This window comes from Tenacibaculum aquaeponti, from assembly GCF_052084715.1.
In the GTDB taxonomy this organism is placed as follows: Bacteria; Bacteroidota; Bacteroidia; order Flavobacteriales; family Flavobacteriaceae; genus Polaribacter.
The window spans coordinates 3,061,547-3,081,253 of sequence record NZ_CP197288.1; the positions used below are offsets into that span (position 1 = coordinate 3,061,547).

10 protein-coding genes are annotated in these 19,707 nt (G+C 30.7%); 8 read left to right on the forward strand and 2 right to left on the reverse strand.

Annotation, left to right across the window (positions count from 1 at the left end; genetic code table 11):
• Positions 1 to 40: 40 nt before the first annotated feature.
• The 5 genes from ACSIGC_RS13905 (at position 41) to ACSIGC_RS13925 (ending at position 7,450) form a co-directional block, all read left to right on the forward strand.
• Positions 41 to 1,051, forward strand: a complete 1,011-nt coding sequence (locus ACSIGC_RS13905; RefSeq protein ID WP_442265412.1) for a homocysteine S-methyltransferase family protein — start codon at positions 41 to 43, stop codon at positions 1,049 to 1,051.
• Positions 1,044 to 3,713, forward strand: coding sequence for a methionine synthase (metH, locus tag ACSIGC_RS13910; RefSeq protein ID WP_442265413.1), 2,670 nt, complete (start codon positions 1,044 to 1,046; stop codon positions 3,711 to 3,713). Before ACSIGC_RS13905 ends, metH begins: the two co-directional genes overlap by 8 nt.
• 141 nt (positions 3,714 to 3,854) lie before the next feature.
• Positions 3,855 to 4,094: a hypothetical protein gene (locus ACSIGC_RS13915; protein WP_442265414.1), complete on the forward strand. Its 240-nt coding sequence runs from the start codon at positions 3,855 to 3,857 to the stop codon at positions 4,092 to 4,094.
• A 16-nt stretch (positions 4,095 to 4,110) separates the two neighbouring features.
• Positions 4,111 to 5,067, forward strand: a complete 957-nt coding sequence (metF, locus tag ACSIGC_RS13920) for a methylenetetrahydrofolate reductase [NAD(P)H] (protein WP_442265415.1) — start codon at positions 4,111 to 4,113, stop codon at positions 5,065 to 5,067.
• An 82-nt stretch (positions 5,068 to 5,149) separates the two neighbouring features.
• Positions 5,150 to 7,450, forward strand: coding sequence for a S9 family peptidase (locus ACSIGC_RS13925; protein ID WP_442265416.1), 2,301 nt, complete (start codon positions 5,150 to 5,152; stop codon positions 7,448 to 7,450).
• Between the two features lie 189 nt (positions 7,451 to 7,639).
• Here ACSIGC_RS13925 and ACSIGC_RS13930 read toward each other — a convergent pair whose 3' ends face one another.
• Both ACSIGC_RS13930 and ACSIGC_RS13935 read right to left on the reverse strand, forming a co-directional pair.
• Positions 7,640 to 8,254, reverse strand: coding sequence for a Crp/Fnr family transcriptional regulator (locus tag ACSIGC_RS13930; protein ID WP_442265417.1), 615 nt, complete (start codon positions 8,252 to 8,254; stop codon positions 7,640 to 7,642).
• Between the two features lie 177 nt (positions 8,255 to 8,431).
• Positions 8,432 to 9,046 carry a Crp/Fnr family transcriptional regulator gene (locus ACSIGC_RS13935; protein WP_442265418.1) on the reverse strand — a complete coding sequence of 205 codons (615 nt, stop codon included), beginning with the start codon at positions 9,044 to 9,046 and terminating at the stop codon, positions 8,432 to 8,434.
• 251 nt (positions 9,047 to 9,297) lie between these two features.
• On the opposite strand from ACSIGC_RS13935, the gene ACSIGC_RS13940 reads away from it, so the two are divergent.
• From ACSIGC_RS13940 to ACSIGC_RS13950, 3 genes are read left to right on the forward strand one after another with little or no spacing between them, the layout of a single operon-like run.
• A complete protein-coding gene (locus ACSIGC_RS13940; RefSeq protein WP_442265419.1) occupies positions 9,298 to 10,293 on the forward strand; it encodes a hypothetical protein in 996 nt (331 codons plus the stop codon).
• Positions 10,294 to 10,299: 6 nt separating this feature from the next.
• Entirely contained in the window at positions 10,300 to 10,890 is a 591-nt protein-coding gene (locus ACSIGC_RS13945; RefSeq protein WP_442265420.1) for a hypothetical protein, read from the forward strand.
• Positions 10,891 to 10,901: 11 nt separating this feature from the next.
• Positions 10,902 to 19,664 carry a LamG-like jellyroll fold domain-containing protein gene (locus ACSIGC_RS13950; protein ID WP_442265421.1) on the forward strand — a complete coding sequence of 2,921 codons (8,763 nt, stop codon included), beginning with the start codon at positions 10,902 to 10,904 and terminating at the stop codon, positions 19,662 to 19,664.
• The last annotated feature ends 43 nt before the right edge of the window (positions 19,665 to 19,707 follow it).

Here is a 19,707-nt window from a genome sequence, read left to right on the forward strand (position 1 = left end):
TTCTTCTTTTCCTGATAGCATACAAAATTTAACATCAGGAATGTCACATAACATTTTTACAGAAATACAAAAAAGAATCCTTGTACTCGATGGTGCAATGGGAACTATGCTTCAAGAATTTAAATTCACTGAAGAAGATTTTTGTGGAGAAAGATTTACTTCACATCATATTCCTTTAAAAGGAAATAATGATTTATTATCAATCACACAGCCAGAAGCTGTAAAATCAGTACATAGAAAATATTTAGAGGCTGGAGCAGATATTATTGAAACCAATACTTTTTCTGGAACAACAATAGCTATGGCAGATTATGATATGGAAGATTTGGTATACGAACTAAATTTTCAGTCTGCAAAAATTGCTAAAGAAGTAGCTAACGAATTTACAGCCAAAAATCCAGATCAACCACGTTTTGTAGCTGGCTCTATTGGACCTACAAACAGAACTGCAAGTTTATCTCCAGATGTAAATAGACCGGAATATAGAGCTGTTACTTTCGATGATTTACGTGTAGCTTACAAACAGCAAGTAGAAGCTTTAATGGATGGTGGTTCAGATGTGTTGTTGGTAGAAACAATATTTGATACATTAAATGCAAAAGCGGCAATTTTCGCAATTGAGGAAGTAAAAGAAGAACGGGGAATCGATATTCCAGTAATGATTTCAGGAACGATTACAGATGCAAGTGGAAGAACATTATCAGGACAAACAGTTGAGGCTTTCTTAATTTCTATATCTCATATTCCTTTATTAAGTGTAGGGTTTAATTGTGCTCTAGGTGCAGAGCAACTAGAGCCTTATTTAAAACGATTGTCTCATAATACAGAGTTTTTTACTTCGGCACATCCCAATGCTGGATTACCCAATGCTTTTGGCGAATATGATCAAACTCCAGAAGAAATGAGAGATCTAATTGAGAACTTTTTAAAAGATGGATTAATTAATATTATTGGAGGTTGTTGTGGAACTTCTCCAGAGCACATTAAAGCAATTGCAGATGTGGCTAAAAATTATAAACCAAGAAAAGTTTTGGTAGCAGAGAATGAGTAGTAGATATTTAAAATTATCAGGATTAGAACCGTTAATTGTTACTCCAGAAAGTAACTTTATTAATGTTGGTGAACGAACAAATGTTACAGGTTCTCGACGATTTTTACGGTTAATTAAAGAAGAAAAATATCAAGAAGCACTAGCAGTTGCAAGAGATCAAGTAGAAGGTGGTGCTCAAATTCTTGATGTCAATATGGATGAAGGAATGTTAGATGGTGTACATGCCATGGTAACATTTTTAAACTTGATTGCTTCTGAACCAGATATTGCTCGAATTCCAATTATGATCGATAGTTCTAAATGGGAAATCATAGAGGCTGGATTGCAAGTAGCACAAGGGAAATGTGTAGTGAATTCTATTTCTTTAAAAGAAGGAGAAGAGAATTTTATTCGTCAAGCAAAACTGATTAAAAGATACGGAGCAGCTACAATTGTTATGGCTTTTGATGAAAAAGGTCAAGCCGATAATTACGAAAGAAGAATTGAAATTTGTGAACGTTCCTATCGAATTTTAGTTGATAAAGTAAAGTTTGCTCCAGAAGACATTATTTTCGATCCAAATATTTTTCCGGTAGCAACTGGAATGGAAGAGCATCGAAAAAATGCAGTAGATTTTTTTGAAGCTACAAAATGGATTCGAACAAACTTGCCTTATGCAAGTGTTTCTGGTGGAGTAAGTAATGTGTCTTTTTCTTTCCGCGGAAATAATACGGTTCGTGAAGCAATGCATTCAGCTTTCTTGTATCATGCGATTCAACATGGAATGAACATGGGAATTGTAAATCCTACCATGTTGGAAGTGTACGATGATATCCCTAAAGATTTGTTAGAGCATGTTGAAGATGTACTTTTAGATCGTAGAGACGATGCAACTGAACGTTTATTAGAGTTTGCAGAGACTGTAAAAGGAATTAAAAAAGAAGATCCAGCAAAACAGCAAGCTTGGCGAGAAAAAGATTTACAAGATCGAATTACACATAGTCTGGTAAAAGGAGTTGATGCTTTTATTGAAGAAGATGTAGAAGAAGCTCGTCAAAGTGTTAAGAGACCTATTGAAGTTATCGAAGGTCATTTAATGGCCGGAATGAATGTAGTTGGAGATTTATTCGGAAGTGGAAAAATGTTCTTACCCCAAGTAGTAAAATCGGCTCGTGTAATGAAAAGAGCTGTAGCATATTTACAACCTTTTATCGAAGAATCTAAAGATAGTAGCACATCTTCTGCTGGAAAAATCTTAATGGCAACTGTAAAAGGAGATGTACACGATATTGGTAAAAATATAGTGAGTGTAGTTTTAGGTTGTAATAATTATGAAATTGTTGATCTAGGCGTAATGGTTCCGCCAGAAAAAATAATTGAAGCAGCTAAAAAAGAGCAAGTAGATGTTATTGGTTTAAGCGGATTAATTACACCGTCCTTAGATGAAATGGTGTATTTGGCCAACGAAATGGAGAAAGAACAAATGAATATTCCATTATTAATCGGAGGAGCGACAACATCTAAAGCACATACAGCTGTAAAAATTGCTCCAAAATATGCAAATGCAGTTGTGCATGTTAACGATGCATCTAGAGCAGTTACCGTTGTAGGTGATTTGTTACAAGAAAACAATAAAATTTATAAAGAACAGATACGTGAAGAATACGATAAATTTCGAGATCAGTTTTTAAATAGAACAAAGCAGAAGAATTACATCTCATTAGCTGAAGCAAGAGAAAATAAATTCAAAATAGATTGGGAAAATTCAGAAATTAAAGAACCTAATTTTTTAGGAATTCAAGTTATTGAAAACCTAGATTTAAAAGTGTTGTTAGATTATATCGATTGGAGTCCGTTTTTCAGATCGTGGGATTTACATGGAAAGTTTCCAAATATTTTAACTGATGAAATTGTAGGAGAGCAAGCCACGGAATTATATAAAGATGCACAAGTTTTATTACAAAAAGTAATAGATGAACAATTACTAAAAGCGAAAGCAGTTTTTGGTCTATTCCCATCGAATACAGTAAATGAAGATGATATTGAAGTATATAATGAAAAGGGAGAAACTCAGGCTACTTTCGTAACACTTCGTCAGCAATTAAAGAAAAAATCAGGCGTGCCCAATATTGCTTTAGCAGATTTTGTGGCGCCAAAAACAACTGGAAAGAAAGATTATATAGGTTGTTTTTGTGTATCAGCAGGTTTCGGAACTCAAGAATTAGCAGCAGCATTCGAAAAAGATAACGACGATTATAATTCAATTATGATTAAAGCTATCGCAGATCGTTTGGCAGAAGCTTTTGCAGAATACTTACATAAAGAAGTACGAACGAAACATTGGGGATATGCGAATCAAGAAAACTTATCTAACGAAGAATTAATTAAAGAAAGCTATAAAGGAATTCGTCCAGCTCCAGGATATCCAGCTTGCCCAGATCATTTAGAAAAGAATATCATTTGGGATGTTTTAAAAGTTGAAGAAAAAATAGGAGTTAAACTTACCGAAAGTTTAGCAATGTGGCCAGCAGCAAGTGTGTCTGGTTATTATTTTGGAAACCCAGAATCTAAATATTTTGGTTTAGGGAAAATAAAAGAAGATCAGTTAAAAGATTATGTAAACCGAAGAGGAAATTCTTTAGAACATGCAAAAAAATGGTTGAACCCAGTACTTGCAGATTAAAAAATATTAGGAATGTATAATGATAAGTTCACATGAACCTGAACTTGTTTCAGTTTCTCATAACGAATTGTTTAATGATATAATTAGATTCAGAAATGAATTCGGAATGACGTTAGAACACAGACATTCAATTAAAATAAAATGAGTAAAAGATTTATAGAATTAAAGTTAGGAAGTCATCAAATTGTTCATGGTTTCGATGATCAAAATAAAGAAATAATTGAAGAAGTAACTGTCGATGGCTTTAATAAAAAGTTAGTCAATTTAGATAGGATAAAATCCGTTAGTGAAAAGTTTATTCTTACAGATTATGCCCATGGAAGATGGATTTATTGGGAATATGAAGGAGATATTAATGAAATTCAAGAACAGTTGCTTTAATAGATAGAAATTAAGGATGAAGGTTACAGAACATATTAAAAAGGCAAAGGGGAAAACATTATTTTCATTTGAAATTGTTCCTCCTCAAAAAGGACAAAACATACAAGAATTATATAATAATATTGATCCATTGATGGAATTTAAACCTCCATTTATAGATGTTACAACATCTAGAGAGGAATATATTTATATTGAAAAAGATAATGGGCTCTTAGAGAAGAAAATAACAAGAATGCGACCAGGAACGGTTGGTATTTGTGCTTCATTAAAATATAAATATGATGTTGATGCTATTCCACATGTATTATGCGGAGGATTCACCAAAGAAGAAACAGAGTATGTTTTAGTTGATTGTCACTATTTAGGAATAGATAATATAATGGCACTACGTGGTGATGCAAGAAAAGATCAGCAATATTTTAAAGCTTCTAATGGAGGAAATAAATACGCTTCAGATTTAGTAAAACAAATTAGTGATTTAAATAAAGGAAAGTATTTGCATGAAATCATTGAAACACCTTATAAGTCAGATTTCTGTGTAGGAGTTGCTGGTTATCCTGAAAAGCATTTAGAAGCGCCAAGTATCGAATCAGATTTAAAACGATTAAAAGAAAAGGTAGATTCGGGTGCAGATTATGTAGTTACTCAAATGTTTTTCGATAATCAGAAATATTTCAATTTCGTTAAAAAAGCTAGAGAAGCAGGAATTAATGTGCCTATTATTCCAGGAATAAAACCAATTGCAGTAAAACGACATCTGCATATTTTACCTCAAGTGTTTCGTTTAGATTTACCTCAAGACCTTGTTGAACAAATAGAAGCTTGTAAAGACAATAAACAAATACGTGAAGTTGGTATTAAATGGGCAATTCAACAAAGTAAAGAATTAATTAAAGCAGGTGTTCCTGTATTGCATTATTATTCAATGGGAAAATCAGATAATATCAAGAAAATAGCTAAAGAAGTTTTTTAAAAATAGAAACTGTTTGTAACAATTTGTGAGGTGAGTCTACTAACTACTATAAAGTCAGATTAAAAACCTAAAACAAATTCAAATGAAAAAAAACAGCCATCTATTAACACTTTTACTTTTTATAGTTAGTGTTACTGTAGGAAGTGCTCAAAAAATTACAGGTTCTTGGAAAGGAACATTAAAAGTTCAAGGTATGGAAATGCCTTTAGTTTTTAATATTTCTGAAAAGGATGGAGCATTTTCTTCAACAATGGATAGTCCATCTCAAGGAGCGACAGGAATTCCAATGGACACAACTACGTTTACAGATAATACATTAACAATTGTATTTAAAAAAGCAGGAATTAATTATTCAGCAAAATTAGAAGAAAAAGAGTTCAAAGGAACTTTTAAACAAGGAGGTATGGAAATTCCATTATCATTGAAAAAAACAGAAAAAACGGTTCCGGGAAATCCAACATTAGTTTCTTCAGAGCAAGATTTAAATAAGCTTTCAGCTTTAGAAAAAGGAACGTATAAATATTCTGTTGAAGATTATTTTGCGAATCCAAAAGGTAGTGCATTTCGTTTTTCACCTGATGGAAAATATTTATCATACAAAGAAAGTGATGCTAATGGAAAGCAACATGTATATGTGAAAAATACTCAAACAGGAAAAGCTAGAAGAGTTATTGAACAAAAAGAAGAATTAATCAGAGGATACGGATGGTTAAATTCTAATCGCCTTTTTTATACTATGGATAAAGGAGGAAATGAAAATTATCATATTTACGCTGTAAATTTAGACGGAAGCAATAATAAAGATTTAACTCCTTTCGAAGGTGTTAGAGCTAATTTCGAATCTTTATTAAGAGAAGATAAAGATCATATCATTGTTCAATTAAACAAAAACAATCCACAAATTTTTGAGCCTTATAAACTGAACGTAATAACAGGTGATATCAAGCAATTATTTGTGAATAAAGACGCTAGTAATCCAATTGCAGGATATCAGTTCGATAAAGACGGAAATTTAAGAGGTTACACTAAGTTGAAAGATGGTGTAAATATGGAGGTGTATTATGAAGACGGAAAAGGAGGATATGAATTATGGAAACAATTAAATTGGAAAGATAGTTTCGGTATTATTTCATTCAACTATGCTACAGAGTATCCACACGATGCTTATGTATTAAGTAATCTAGAAACAGATAAAGCCGAAATTTTATTATATGATTTAAAGAAGAAAAAAACAATTAAGAAAATTTTCTCAAACGAAAAGTACGATGTTAGAGGTTTAGGATTATCTAAAAAGAACAACTACGCTATCGATTATTTATCGTACGAAGGAGAAAAGAATATTTTAATTCCTGTAAGTAAAACCTACAAGAAATTAGATAAAGCCGTAAAGAAGAAGCTTCCTGGAATGCAATATTATGTTACAGGAAAAACTGATGATGAAACTAAATTTATGTTATACATCACTAGTGATAAAGTATATGGTATTTATTACATCTACGATTTAGAGAAAAATGAATTAAAAGAGATTTATAATACAATGCCTCAGTTAAATCCAGAAGACATGGCTGAGATGCGTCCAATTACATTTAAAAGTAGAGATGGTTTAACAATTCATGGATATATCACTTTACCTAAAGCAGCTTTAAATGGAGAAAAAGTTCCTGTTATTGTAAATCCACACGGAGGTCCACAAGGAATTAGAGATTCTTGGGGATTCAATCCAGAATCACAATTATTTGCAAGTAGAGGTTATGCTACGTTACAAGTTAACTTTAGAATTTCTGGTGGATATGGAAGGAAATTCTTAGAATCAGGATTTAAAGAAATTGGTAGAAAAGCAATGGATGATGTAGAAGATGGATTAAAATATGTTACCGAAAAAGGTTGGGTAGATGCAAAAAAAGCTGCAATTTATGGAGGAAGTCATGGTGGTTATGCTGTATTAAGAGGTTTAACTAAAACTCCAGATTTATATGCTTGTGGTGTAGATTATGTTGGCGTATCTAACTTATTCACATTTATGAAAACTATTCCTCCTTATTGGAAACCTTATTTAAAAATTATCAAAGAAATTTGGTACGACGAAGATGTGGCAGCTGAAAAAGCAATTATGAACGAAGTTTCACCAGTTTTCCATATTGATAAAATTAAGAAACCTTTATTTGTAGTTCAAGGAGCAAACGATCCTAGAGTAAATATAGATGAGTCAGATCAAATTGTAGAAGGACTTAGAGCTAAAGGTGTAGATGTTCCTTACATGGTAAGATATGATGAAGGACATGGTTTCGGAAAAGAAGAAAATAGAATAGCATTATATAAATCAATGATGGGATTCTATGCAAAACACCTTAAGGGAAAAGTGCAAAATCCAATTAAACATTAATTTTATTTAATTTTGAGTCGTCCTAAAATAGGTTGACAGATTTATAAAAATTTATTTAAACCTTTGAAGTTAACTTCAAAGGTTTTTTGTTGTGTATAAGATTAGGTGTTTTATAATTAAGACTCAAATGTGGTTTTTTTTATAAAATCAATTTTGAAACTCAATATAATCTAACTTTTCTCAAAAAAATTAAAAAACTATTATAGATCTAGGTTTTTTTATTATTAGATTTTTTTCTTCTAATTTTCTAAGGCTTCTAGATATTGCTTCTCTTGAAAAATTTAAATCTTCTGAAATTTCAGATAATGGAATTTTAATTTCATTATCATCATAAAAAGAAGTTTTATACTTAAGGTATTTTATCAATCGATCTTCTAAAGAAAAACTACTTATGTTCTTCATTTCATTAAGAATATTTAGAAATATATATCTAAGGCCTTCTTTAATGAGAAAATCAAATTCAGTAAATCTTATAGCCCATTCAATAATAAAGTTATGAGGAATAAAAATAACGTCACAATTTATTAAGGAAGTGATTGAAAAGTTTATATCAGTAATTTTATTTAAATCAGAACAAAATAATAATTTGGGAGACTCAGGATTAGCTTCAACACAATATAAATGGGTTTTTTTATTGTTTAAGACTGTAGCTGTTTTACAAGCTCCAGAAAGTAATATTACGGAAGTATCAATAAGACTATGACTATCTCCTAGTATTAAATCCCCTTTTTTAAAAGTTTGAATAGTAGTTTTTTTTTGAATTAAATCAATTAAATCTCTTGGAAAAGGTAAGTTTTGTAGCATGTTTTGAAAGGTTAATTTAAAAATAAACAAATACAATTCATTCAAGTTTATGAATAAACGTTACTAATTTTAGAGATAATTATAAAAGAGATTTTAGAGATTAGACAACAAGTATTTTAAATAACTTGTTGCAGTATTTTTTACCATTTACAGTTTACAATTTACAAAAAAAATAATTTACACTAATTGTATAGAGCGAGTTCTGTTAATTAGCTTTTTTCTATACTCTAGTTTTTTTAATGCTCTAGAGATAGAAGGTAATGGAACTTTTAAATCTAACGATATTTCAGTTCTTGAAATTTGAAGTTTTTTAGTACTGTAAATATGATGTTTTTCATATAAATAGTTATATAAACGATCTTCTAAAGTAAGAGTAGTACGATTACTTATTCTCGATGTAATTTTACTAATGTTATATAAAGTACTTTTTATTTTACTATTTCTTAGAAAACTATATTCCTTTTCCCATTCTTCTAGTTTGTCATTATTAATCCATAATAAAGAACAATCTTCAATAGCTGTTATTGAAATAGGAGAAATAGATGTTTGAGTTATCACCAAAGGACAAATGAATGGATTTTCGGAAGGTGAAATATAATACAGTAAAGAATTATTATCGTCTTCATCTAAATGGGCTTTTAATACTCCTTTAGTAAGAAGAGCTGTTCTATGAAATGGAGCATCTTTCAAAACAATAAGATCTCCAGTATTGTATTTTTTTTCTATTGCTTGAGAAAATATTAATTCACATATATTTTCATTTAAGGTATCTAACATCGGGGGTAAAATCATAATTGTTTAATGTCTGTTTTTTAGGTTAAAATATTTAATAAAATTCATGATTGTTAATATAAAACAGATAAAAACAAGGAAAACCTACCTTTTTTATGAAAATAATTAATTAACAGTGAAAATGTGATGTTTATGAAATTGTGATCTATGTTAAATAATGACCTATGTGAAATAGTGATTCATGCTAAAAAAAGTAAAAAAACTAACATCAAATTTGCTGCTGAATTAATTATAAAAATTAAATAAAGATCATGAAAAAAACAATTTTTTTATTAGGTGCAGTTTTAGTTAGTAGTTTTACTACAGTAAGCGCTCAGTATGTTATAGATAGTCAAAGATCTATTAATATAAGTTCAGACACAGATAGCGCAGGAGGAAATGAAGGTATAAGTTTATTGGCTAGAAATTCAACACTAGCTTGGTTTACACCTGATAACATAACCCATAGAGTACGAACTTTTTTTGAAGCTAGAAGTAATTTTCAAAGTTCTGCACATTTTAATAGTACTACACACTTTAATGGAATTCCATATTTTAACAAAGAAGCTAAATTTGGTCAATTAGTAGACTTCAGAAACGGATACAAAGTAACTTCGGGATCTGTAGATTTTAATATAGGTACTTTTTCTTCAAAAAGTTCAGCTTCATTCATTGCTCATATAGATAAAAATAGTAACGATCCAAATGTAGATACATTTAAAGTTTTATACGGGACAAATGCAACCAAAATATTAGATGTAGGTATTGGTAAAACTCAATTAGCTTCAAGGGAGTTTGAATCTACAAATGATGGAAGTTTTACTGTAAATGTTGATGTTAACAATAATTCTCAAGTAGATAAATTTAAGGTGTTATACGGTAGTGAAAAAAAGGAAGTGCTGTCTGCAGGAAAAGAAGATGTTATTATTAGTACCAAACTTGTAACAAAAAATGATATTTCAACAAAAAATATTGCTGCAGAAGATATTGTAGCTAATAAAGTTACCTTAAGAGTTGGCTCTTTTCCAGATTATGTTTTTGCAAACGACTATGAATTAATGCCTTTAAATGAAGTAGATAGTTTTATTAGAAAGTATAAGCATTTACCTAATATGAAATCGGAAAAAGAAGTAGTAAAAGAAGGGATGGAGTTGAAAGAGTTGACTTTAAAATTAGTGGAAAAAGTAGAGGAGTTAACCTTGTATACTATTCAACAACAAAAATTAATTGAAAATTTACAAGCAAAATTAACCACACTTAAAAAATAATCACCAATGAAAAAAGTAAGTATAGCCATACTGTTTTTACTACTGGGATTAGTCGTAAAAGCACAAGAAGATATAACTTTATTTAGGTTTTTAAGTAAAAAGCAAGAAAACGGGAAAATTTATGTGTTAACGCCTGAAATAAAAAATGGGCATTTATTGGCAAAAGAAATAACGAATGAAGATTTTAATTTAAAAACAGGCTACTTAGATGCATTTATAGTAATGCCGCATCCAAATTTGAAAAAAGGAGAGGTTTTAATTGTTTCAGCAAGAGATAAAAAAAGTTTTTTAAAATTAGATTATTCAGCATCAAAACTTGAGCTAGGGAATTATTTTACTGATACACATAGGGCCAAAGATTATTTCTATAGATGGCATTTAAATTATGCAGGAGGAAATAATGAAGTTTATTTTCAAGGCCCTCTAGATAATACTACAAGTGGAGCGTTAACATTTGATAATGGTGTTTTTAAATTACAAAGGATAGAAGATACAAAAGGGATAAAAACTCCAACAGATGGAAGTGGTGTGCCTAAGGGAGAAAGAATAGCGGATAAACAAGTTATCATTATTCAAAAACTAAAAAACTCAATTTAATTTATTAGAAAATGCAAATAAATACAATAAAAATAAAGTGTAAACTACTTCTTGCTTTTTCACTAGTAGTTTTATGGAGTTCATTTACTTTATTACATGCGCAAACCAATGATTTGGCTGTAATGCATATAAAAAGTAAAGGAAAATATAATAGAGTGTTTACGCCACAAACTAATTTAAAAAAACTAGTAGACAAAGGAGGTAATAATGCGGCTACAATAGAGTTTTGGGCAATGCATAATACTGAAGGTAGTTTAGCTAGTGATCCTGTACATTGGTATTTAACTAACTTTGAGAATAATACTAAGTCTTTTTCGTTAGATGTAAATACAAATAAGGTAGAGTTACAAGTAGCAAATCAAAAATTAAACGCAAATCTGTTATTAGGAGATCAATTATTTAAAGATACCTGGTATCATTTTGCTATTACAATCGATAAAAATGCTCAAGAATTACGTGTTTATATTAATGGGCAAGAAAAAATTTTTATAAATGCACCTAATTTTGATATTCAAGATTTATATCTAGTAAGTGATACTAAAACAGATTTATTTTTAGCAGAATATAGAGCGTGGTCTACTGCCAAAACTAAAGAGGAAATTGAATTTCAAAAATTTCAAAGTTTTTATAAGGAAACACAAAATAAATTAACCGAATTAAAAGGTACTGGTTTAGAGATTGTTTATACGACCAATAATATTAGTAGTTACGAGAATTTTGGAAGTAATGCATTTGTGAGTTCATCGTGGAAAAATTTGATGTATAGTTTTTTTCCTAATGATAATTTAGTAGAAAAAGCAGAGTTTGTAACTTCATATAAAAATACTGCAATAGCTAAAATAAGTACAGATATTAATCATCCTATTTTAGGTTTAGATAAAATTATAGTAAAAGCAAGCGATGGAGATGGAGTAAATCATGCATTATTATCTGGAACAAATGGAATAGTTATAAGTTGGTTACATGCAAAAGAAACCGATGAATATGAGGTGTTAAGAAGAAATATCCGTTCAGGAACTATAAGTCGAGTGATACATACAGAGCGTAATGTTGCTGATAAAAAAGTTTCAGAAGAGTTAACGTATGAAGATAGAGGGGTTTTACCAAATGAGTTATATGAGTATACGATACAAGCTAAAAAGGCTGGTGCACCAACAAAAGTAGGAAAAGATATTGGCTTTGTGTTACCTAATGGTAAAGTTAGTGGAACTATACAAACATCTTCTAGTGTACCAACTAAGAATGCTAAAGTAGAAGCTGTTGTAGGTACTAATCCAGGTGGAGCTTTACATATAGAGCAAGGAGCAAAACCTATTTTCGTGAAAAATGTTGAAGGATTTAGGAAAACAGAAGGAGGAGCATCATTAGAGTTTTGGTATAAAACTCCTGTTGTAGGTGATGGAGAGAATAAAATTCTAATAGTAGGTAATGCAGAATTAATTGTCAAAAAAAATACGATTAAAGTAACATTAGATGGAAATACTTATTTAGAAGCTACAAGAACCTCAGATACATCATGGCATCAATATGCATTTACTTTCGGTGCAAATGGCGGGCAATTATATGAAGATGGAGAGGTTATGGAAAATGGAGCTACTAAGAATTTATTTAGGGTAAATCTTTTAGGGAGTAGTTATTTTAGTATAGCTAATACAACAAGTTTATCATTTTATTTAGATGAAGTACGTTTTTGGAATGTAGAGAGAACACCTGAACAAATCAGACAATATGCAAATCATATCATTGGAGGAAAGGTAGATGATTTATTTGCGTATTATCGTTTTGATTTTAATCATTCACATAAGTTATTTAATTTTTCTTCAACAAGAAGAGGTCAGTATTTAGCTGAAAGTGAAGAAGAATTAAAACATTTACCAGCAGCAGAACAACCACAAATTACTTATGCTACATATACAGATGAAGTAGGGAATTATGAGTTTACGACATTAAATACAGGAATTCAAGGAGTAACTAATAATGACACTAAGTTAGAATTTACTATTCTACCATCGAAGCCTCGATTTGAGTTTTTACCTAAGACAAAAGTAGTTGGTGTTCCAAGAAAATTGAATGGAACAGAGGTGGTTGATGTGGATTTTACAGATGTATCAAGTTTACCAATAACAGGTGTAATTACTTATAGAGTTGGAAATGATTTATTCCCAGTACTTAAAGGAACATCTTTAAAAGTAGACGGAACTGTAATTCAAAGTGTAGAAGATGCTAAAGTTACTACAGATAATACAGGAAGTTATGCAATTAAGGCAGCTCCAGGAAAACATATTATTACACCTAATACGAGACCAAACTTAACAAACTTAGAGCGTTTAAATGAAGCGAGTTTACGTTTCGATGGGACAACAGGGTATGCGGAGTCAAATCAAGTTGTTGATAATGAAGGAGGAAGTTTTACTTGGTCAGGTTTTGTTAAGCCTTATTTAAAAAAGAAAGATACAGATGTTGTGCCAACTACCCAAACAATTTTACAATGGGGAGATATTTCGTTAAAATTAATTAATAACACAACATTTAAAGTCTTTTCAGGAACTGAAGAAAAATTGTCTGAAGCTATTTCTACAACTGAACAGAATCAATTCGTATTCTTTGGAATAAGTTATAATAAAGAGAGTGGTATTATGACCCTTTATATTAACAATAGAAAAAAGAATACAGCAGTAAGTACCTTGGCTATAAATGATAAGTTAATTGTAGGTAGTGAAAAGATAAACAATAAGTTTACTAATTACTCTAAATCACATTTAGATATATTAGAATACAGAACAACGGCTCTTGTTGAGACAGATATTACCAAATTAAGGGAAGGAAAATATATTACTCCAGAAAGATCTAAATTAGTATTGTCTTATTCGTTTGATCAAAAATATGGAACTAAAGTAATCAATTTAGCGAATTTAACTCATAATGAAAATAATTATTTAGAAATTACTGAAGGTTGTAGTTTTGATAATACGGTACGAAAACAATATTTAAGAGAAGTTGAATATTCTTACAAGGCAACTAATCCAAAATTTAATCCTAAAGGAGAAAATTATGAATTGGTAATTGAAGAGCCGCTACAGAATATAAATTTTGAGAACATAACTAGATATAGTTTTGTAGGAAATATAGCAGTTCCTTGTAATTATAATGTAGGAGCATGGACAGGTAAAATAGTGCGTACAGATATTGAACATCCTAAGTTTGAGAAAATAATTAAAGCAGAAAATTTTAATATTGATAATACTATTTTTACAGTTAACGATTTGTTACCAGGTAGGTATCGTGTAGAAATCACGAATACTAGTTCTGGTAAAACAGAAGAAACACCGATAATAGATTTACGAGCTGGTAATGTAGTGTATGATTTTGAGTACAGAAATCCTCTTAAAGCTGAAATAGTTGAGATTCGTAATTTTAATCTAGAAGGTATCGGGAATTTAAAACAGGCAAATAAATATGTAGGAGATGAGATTAACTCTTCGTGTAGTGATTTACTTGTGTTAAAAGGAGGGCAAGGAATTGTTATGTCTGTAGCTGTTTTTGAAGAATATGGAACAAACAAATGCTATATAAACAATGCAGAAGTTTCTCTTGGAGGTGATGCTATAATTGTAGCTAATGGTTTAAAAAGAAAATCAAATAATTTAGGTCGTTCAAATTTTATAACACAGGTATCAGGTCCAAATTTTGTTGGGGATTTATCAAGGAAATTTTTAATATCTGTTAATCATGAAGGAAGGGTGTTTCAGTTTGATAAAAAAGCAATAATGGAAGGAACAACTCAAAGTAATTCAGATTTTACATTATTAAATCCTCAAGTTGGTTTTGTTTTGCATGATCCTCCAGGTGATAATAGTTTTTCTACCTTAGCTAAAGGGTCTACTTTTTCTTTTAGTTCTTCTTCTGAAAATGGAACAGATATTTCAATTGCAACAAATACAGGTGCTACAGTTAGTACAGAAGTTACAAGTATTGCTTTAAATATTTCAGCACCAATGGGTGTTGGAGCTGCTGTTGGTTTTGGAACACCTGTAGCTCAAAGCACTTCTACATTAGCGGGGCAAATAGGAGGAGATTATTCTCATAGAACAATTAGTGGTTCAGGTTACTCGGTTACTTTAGAAAAAAGTATTTCAACTCCTTCAGATCCAACTTATGTAGGAGAGGATGCAGATGTTTTTGTAGGGGTTTCTAATGTGCTTTCTATTGGAACAGGTAGAGAAGTAAAAGTAACTAATTGTGTACCAGTTGTTGAGAGTAAGAATGAAACCTTGCTTTCTAAGGATCTTATTCCTTTTGCGTATACAAAACAAAGTTTAATTGATGTTGTAATTCCAAATTTAAGAAGACAAATTATAACTAAATATGATGCGAATAATAATATAGTAACACCTCCAAAAGATAGAGATCATTTAGATTTAGAAAAAACAGTGTCCGAATTATTAAAAGCTTCACCTAAAGATGCTCAAGATAAAGATATAGCAAATTATGTGCATCAAGTGTCTGTTTGGGAGGATATTATAAAAACTAATAGTGACAAACTAAAAAAAGAGAATTTTAGTAAAGGACTTGATTTTAGTAGTACAACAGAAAAACTTACTCAAGTTCAATCTGGAGATGTAGATTTAGGATCTGGTCCAGGGTTAAATCCTTCAGTTTTAGATAGGCGAATTACTTTTGATGCTTTAACGGAAATAAGTTATAGTTTATCTAGGAGTAATAATTCAGATTCAGGATCTACTAACGGAGGAGGTTTTTCTACAGGTTTTTCTAAAGATTTAAGTTTTAAGGCATTTGGTATTGGGCTTACAACCAATATAACAACTAGTATTTCAGGAGTTTTCAGTAGTACTACATCTAATACAAATGATAATAGTAGAGTAGATAGCTTTACTTTAAATGATGATGATGCGGGAGATCAGTTTGATGTTTCTATAAGGAGAGATCCTCAGTATGATACACCAATGTTTTTAACCAATGCGGGTCGAAGCTCTTGTCCTTTTGAATCAGGAACAGTGCCTAGAGAAGGAGTGGAATTAATTGTAGATAAAGTAGTAGGCTATGGAACAGGAGATGAATCGATATTGTTTAACCTTACTTTAAGAAATACTCAAATAGCGAAAGATGCAACTAGGAAAACATATATTGTAGGGATGGATGGAGCATCAAATTCTTTAGGAGCAGTTGTGAATTTAAATGAATCACCTATTTTTGAACCAACAACTTCATCTAAATTTGTTTTTGGTTTAGATCCAAGTTCTCCAACTGGGGTTCAGCAAGAAATAAAAGCACAATTGCGTATAGCTAGAGGAACCGATGCTCCTTCAGTAATTTCTTATGAAAATATTAAAATTCAAATGTATTCAGAATGTGAGCAGAGTGGAGATCGCTATCGTTCATATGGAGTTGATGAATATAATGAGGTTGGTGTTAAGCCTTTATCTGAAATTTTAGTAACAGCTCATTTTACAGGTGCATGTATTGAAGAAATTACGGCAGATGCTCCTCAAAATGATTGGATAGTTAATGGATCTGATAAGAAAAAATTAGATTTTAAGTTCAGAATTCCAGAATTAAAAGATAAGCCAGATACAGATGATTTTTCGGTTGATTTGGAATACACTATTCAAGGAAATAATACTCCTAGAATATTAAAAAAATTAGATTTAAAAACTCTAAAAGCAAATCTAGATGCTAATACAGATCAAGTAACGTATAGTGCAGATGTTTCTGGCTTAACAGATGGTGAGTATAGTTTTAGAATTGTTCCTGTTTGTGGTGATGGAGGATCCGATAATCCTAATAATAGGAAAAATCCAACAGCTTTTGTAAAAGGTAAAATAGCACGAAATGCTCCTAAATTAGTGTTAACAACACCAGACAATGGAGGAATTCATACAACAGGAACAATTTCAGCTAAATTTTCGGCGCCAATTAATCCTGCAACAGTAAACTTGAATTCATTGGCAATGCGTGGTATTTTAGGAGGAATTCCTAAGCCATTAACAGCTGTTAAATTAGATAATATTAATGATGTAATTAGTATTCCACATAATAGCAGATTTAATTTTGATCAAGAAGCAACAATTGAAATGTGGGTAAACCCTGCAAAATTCCCTGCTACTGGTAGTGTGCCTATAATACATAAAGGTAATAATTTTGGTGTTCTTCTAACTTCAAATGGAAAAATAGAAGTAGGAGACGGTGTTATGTCTTCTGTAGGATTACAACCTTTTACATGGACTCATGTAGCTGTAGTTGCAGATAAAGTAAATGGAAATGCTACTATTTATTTCAATGGAAATCCTGTAGGTTCAGGAAGAATTTCAACAGTTTTAAAAACTAATGAAAATCCAATCTTAATTGCTCCTGTAGTTAATAGTGATGCTTTTGTTGGTTCTTTAGATGAAATTCGTTTATGGAGATCACAACGAACACCAGCAGAAATTGTTAGTCATATGAAAAATCAATTGCTTGGTAATGAAGATACTTTAGAAGCATATTTTGTGTTTAATAATAATACTTTGGCTAAACAAGGTATTAATGGAGAACCAGATGAAGCAATCCAAGATTTTACAGGAAATGCTCAAGGTACTACAGCAACAGGAATTGATTTCGTTACTAATGAAGAAGCCGCTCCTTTAGATATAACAAAAACTGTAGAGGATATTCAGTTTACAACTACAATGTCTGAGAATAATACAATCATCAACTTTAATATGAAAATTGAAGATTTAGAGTTTGTTGAAGGAGCGCAATTAACAGTGTTTGTAAAAGATAAGAAGTTAGAGGATCCATTGGGTAATAAAGTTGATAAGGCATCATGGAGTTTTATAGTAGATCGAAGCAAATTGAAATGGAGTCAGAATAATATTTCTATAGCTCAAAATCAAGGAGAATCTACTACTATTGAAAATATTGATTTAATTAATCAAGATGGAGGTGTAGATGTTGATTATACTTTTGAAAACTTGCCTGTATGGTTTGAGGTTAAATCAGGCGCTAGCGCTGCAGAAGGAGCAACAAATACTATTAGAGCTAGAGAAACCAATAGTGATTTAGTGTTTGAGGTAAAAAGCTTTTTGAATCCTGGTGTACATAGTGCAAATATTTATATCAAAACAAGTAATAAAAATACAGGTGTTAAATTAGGGGTAGAAAGTTTTAGAGTTGAGGTTACTGTAACTTGTCCAGAGCCAGTAGTTTCTCAGAGTTTTAAAAATGATTACCCTTTTACTATGGATTTTAAAGGGAATTTAATAATAAATAACCAAAAATCATTAGATGTAGATGATTCTATAACTGCTTTTATTGGAGATATCCCAAGAGGTTATGCGAAAGTAACAAGTAACGGAATAGTTAATTTAACAGTATTTGGTAATATAGGAGAAACACGTGCTTTAAACTTTAAAATTTGGGACGCTTCTGAATGTACAGAGTTCGAAGGTATATTAGAAAATTATAATTTCCTTTCTACTACTTCTCAGGGAACAAACCAAATGCCAGTTACTTTCACAGTGGGGCAAAAAGTAAAAAGAAGAATTCCTGTTACTAGAGGTTTTCAAGAGTTGAGTTTTAATTTAAAAGACACTAAAACATCTAACAGTTTATCGTTATCAGCTATAAAAGGACTGCCATATAATTCTCAGATATTTGAAATAGCTAATCCAACAATAAGTGCACTTGTAGGAGTAGATGGTAATTTTACAGGGACGTTAACTGAAATTGATGTTAAAAAATCTTATCTAGTTAATGTAACAACAGATGATGTTAAGTTTATTGAGATTGTAGGATTACCCGTAGACTTAAATACCAACCTTTCTGTTTTAGGAGGTAAAGTAGTAAATGCAATTCCATTCTATCCTAATAATTTAGAGCGTACAAATTATGCATTACGATCATTTACTTCTACAAATGTTAGTGATGGTGATAGAATTGAAAGAAGAGGTTTGTTTGCAGAATACTCAGCGTCTGAAGGATGGAGAGGTAGCTTAACACATTTAACACCAGGTTTAGGTTATATATTTAAATCTACTAAATCAGGAGCTATTAACTATTCTGGTATTGTAAGTGCTACATCTAATAGATTACTTTCACGAAATTCTGATTCTAATTTCTATGATGCTAATTCTACTGAATTAGAAGAAACACCTTCTTACAAAGATCTAGACTTAACAATTAATGTTAATAAGTATATTAATTTTATGTATATAAATGGTATTGTTAATAATCAAGATCTAGAGTTTAAAGCAAATACAATCTTAGCTTTTGTGGGTGAAGAATTAAGAGGAGTTTCTAAAGTTGAATTTATTAACGGAGAATATCATTATTATATTGGTATAGGTAGTAATGAAATTGAAGAAGTTCAATTTAAACTTTATGACGGTGTTGATCTTGTAGATTTAGAAAATGTTGAAACATTTTCAGCATACAAAACAATGGGTAGTTTGAGTAATCCTTATCGTTTTACTCTAAAGAAAAACTCATTAGATTCTGGAGAGTTATTATCATTATCTCAAAATGTTCCAAACCCAATGGAGAATCATACAGAGATAAGTTTTAGTATTCCTGAAGATGCGTTAGTAGATATTAGTATATATAATACTATAGGTCAAAAAATTCATACTTTAATTCATAAAGAAGTAAAAGGAAAAACAAAACACAAAATAAGATGGAACGGTTTAGTACGTGGAAGTCAATTAGAGAAAGGTGTGTATATTTATGAATTAAGAACAAGTGGGCAAAGATTGCAACGTAAGTTAATAATGAAATAAATTAGTAATTAACTAATTTTAATTAAAGAGGCTGTCTGAAAAA

Bases quoted from the DNA above. Each gene is read 5' to 3' on its own strand.
- ACSIGC_RS13945 (WP_442265420.1), top strand. From the start codon at position 10,300: ATGAAAAAAGTAAGTATAGCCATACTGTTTTTACTACTGGGATTAGTC.
- ACSIGC_RS13905 (WP_442265412.1), top strand. From the start codon at position 41: ATGTCACATAACATTTTTACAGAAATACAAAAAAGAATCCTTGTACTC.
- ACSIGC_RS13930 (WP_442265417.1), bottom strand. From the start codon at position 8,254: ATGCTACAAAACTTACCTTTTCCAAGAGATTTAATTGATTTAATTCAA.
- ACSIGC_RS13915 (WP_442265414.1), top strand. From the start codon at position 3,855: ATGAGTAAAAGATTTATAGAATTAAAGTTAGGAAGTCATCAAATTGTT.
- ACSIGC_RS13925 (WP_442265416.1), top strand. From the start codon at position 5,150: ATGAAAAAAAACAGCCATCTATTAACACTTTTACTTTTTATAGTTAGT.
- metF (WP_442265415.1), top strand. From the start codon at position 4,111: ATGAAGGTTACAGAACATATTAAAAAGGCAAAGGGGAAAACATTATTT.
- ACSIGC_RS13935 (WP_442265418.1), bottom strand. From the start codon at position 9,046: ATGATTTTACCCCCGATGTTAGATACCTTAAATGAAAATATATGTGAA.
- ACSIGC_RS13940 (WP_442265419.1), top strand. From the start codon at position 9,298: ATGAAAAAAACAATTTTTTTATTAGGTGCAGTTTTAGTTAGTAGTTTT.
- ACSIGC_RS13950 (WP_442265421.1), top strand. From the start codon at position 10,902: ATGCAAATAAATACAATAAAAATAAAGTGTAAACTACTTCTTGCTTTT.
- metH (WP_442265413.1), top strand. From the start codon at position 1,044: ATGAGTAGTAGATATTTAAAATTATCAGGATTAGAACCGTTAATTGTT.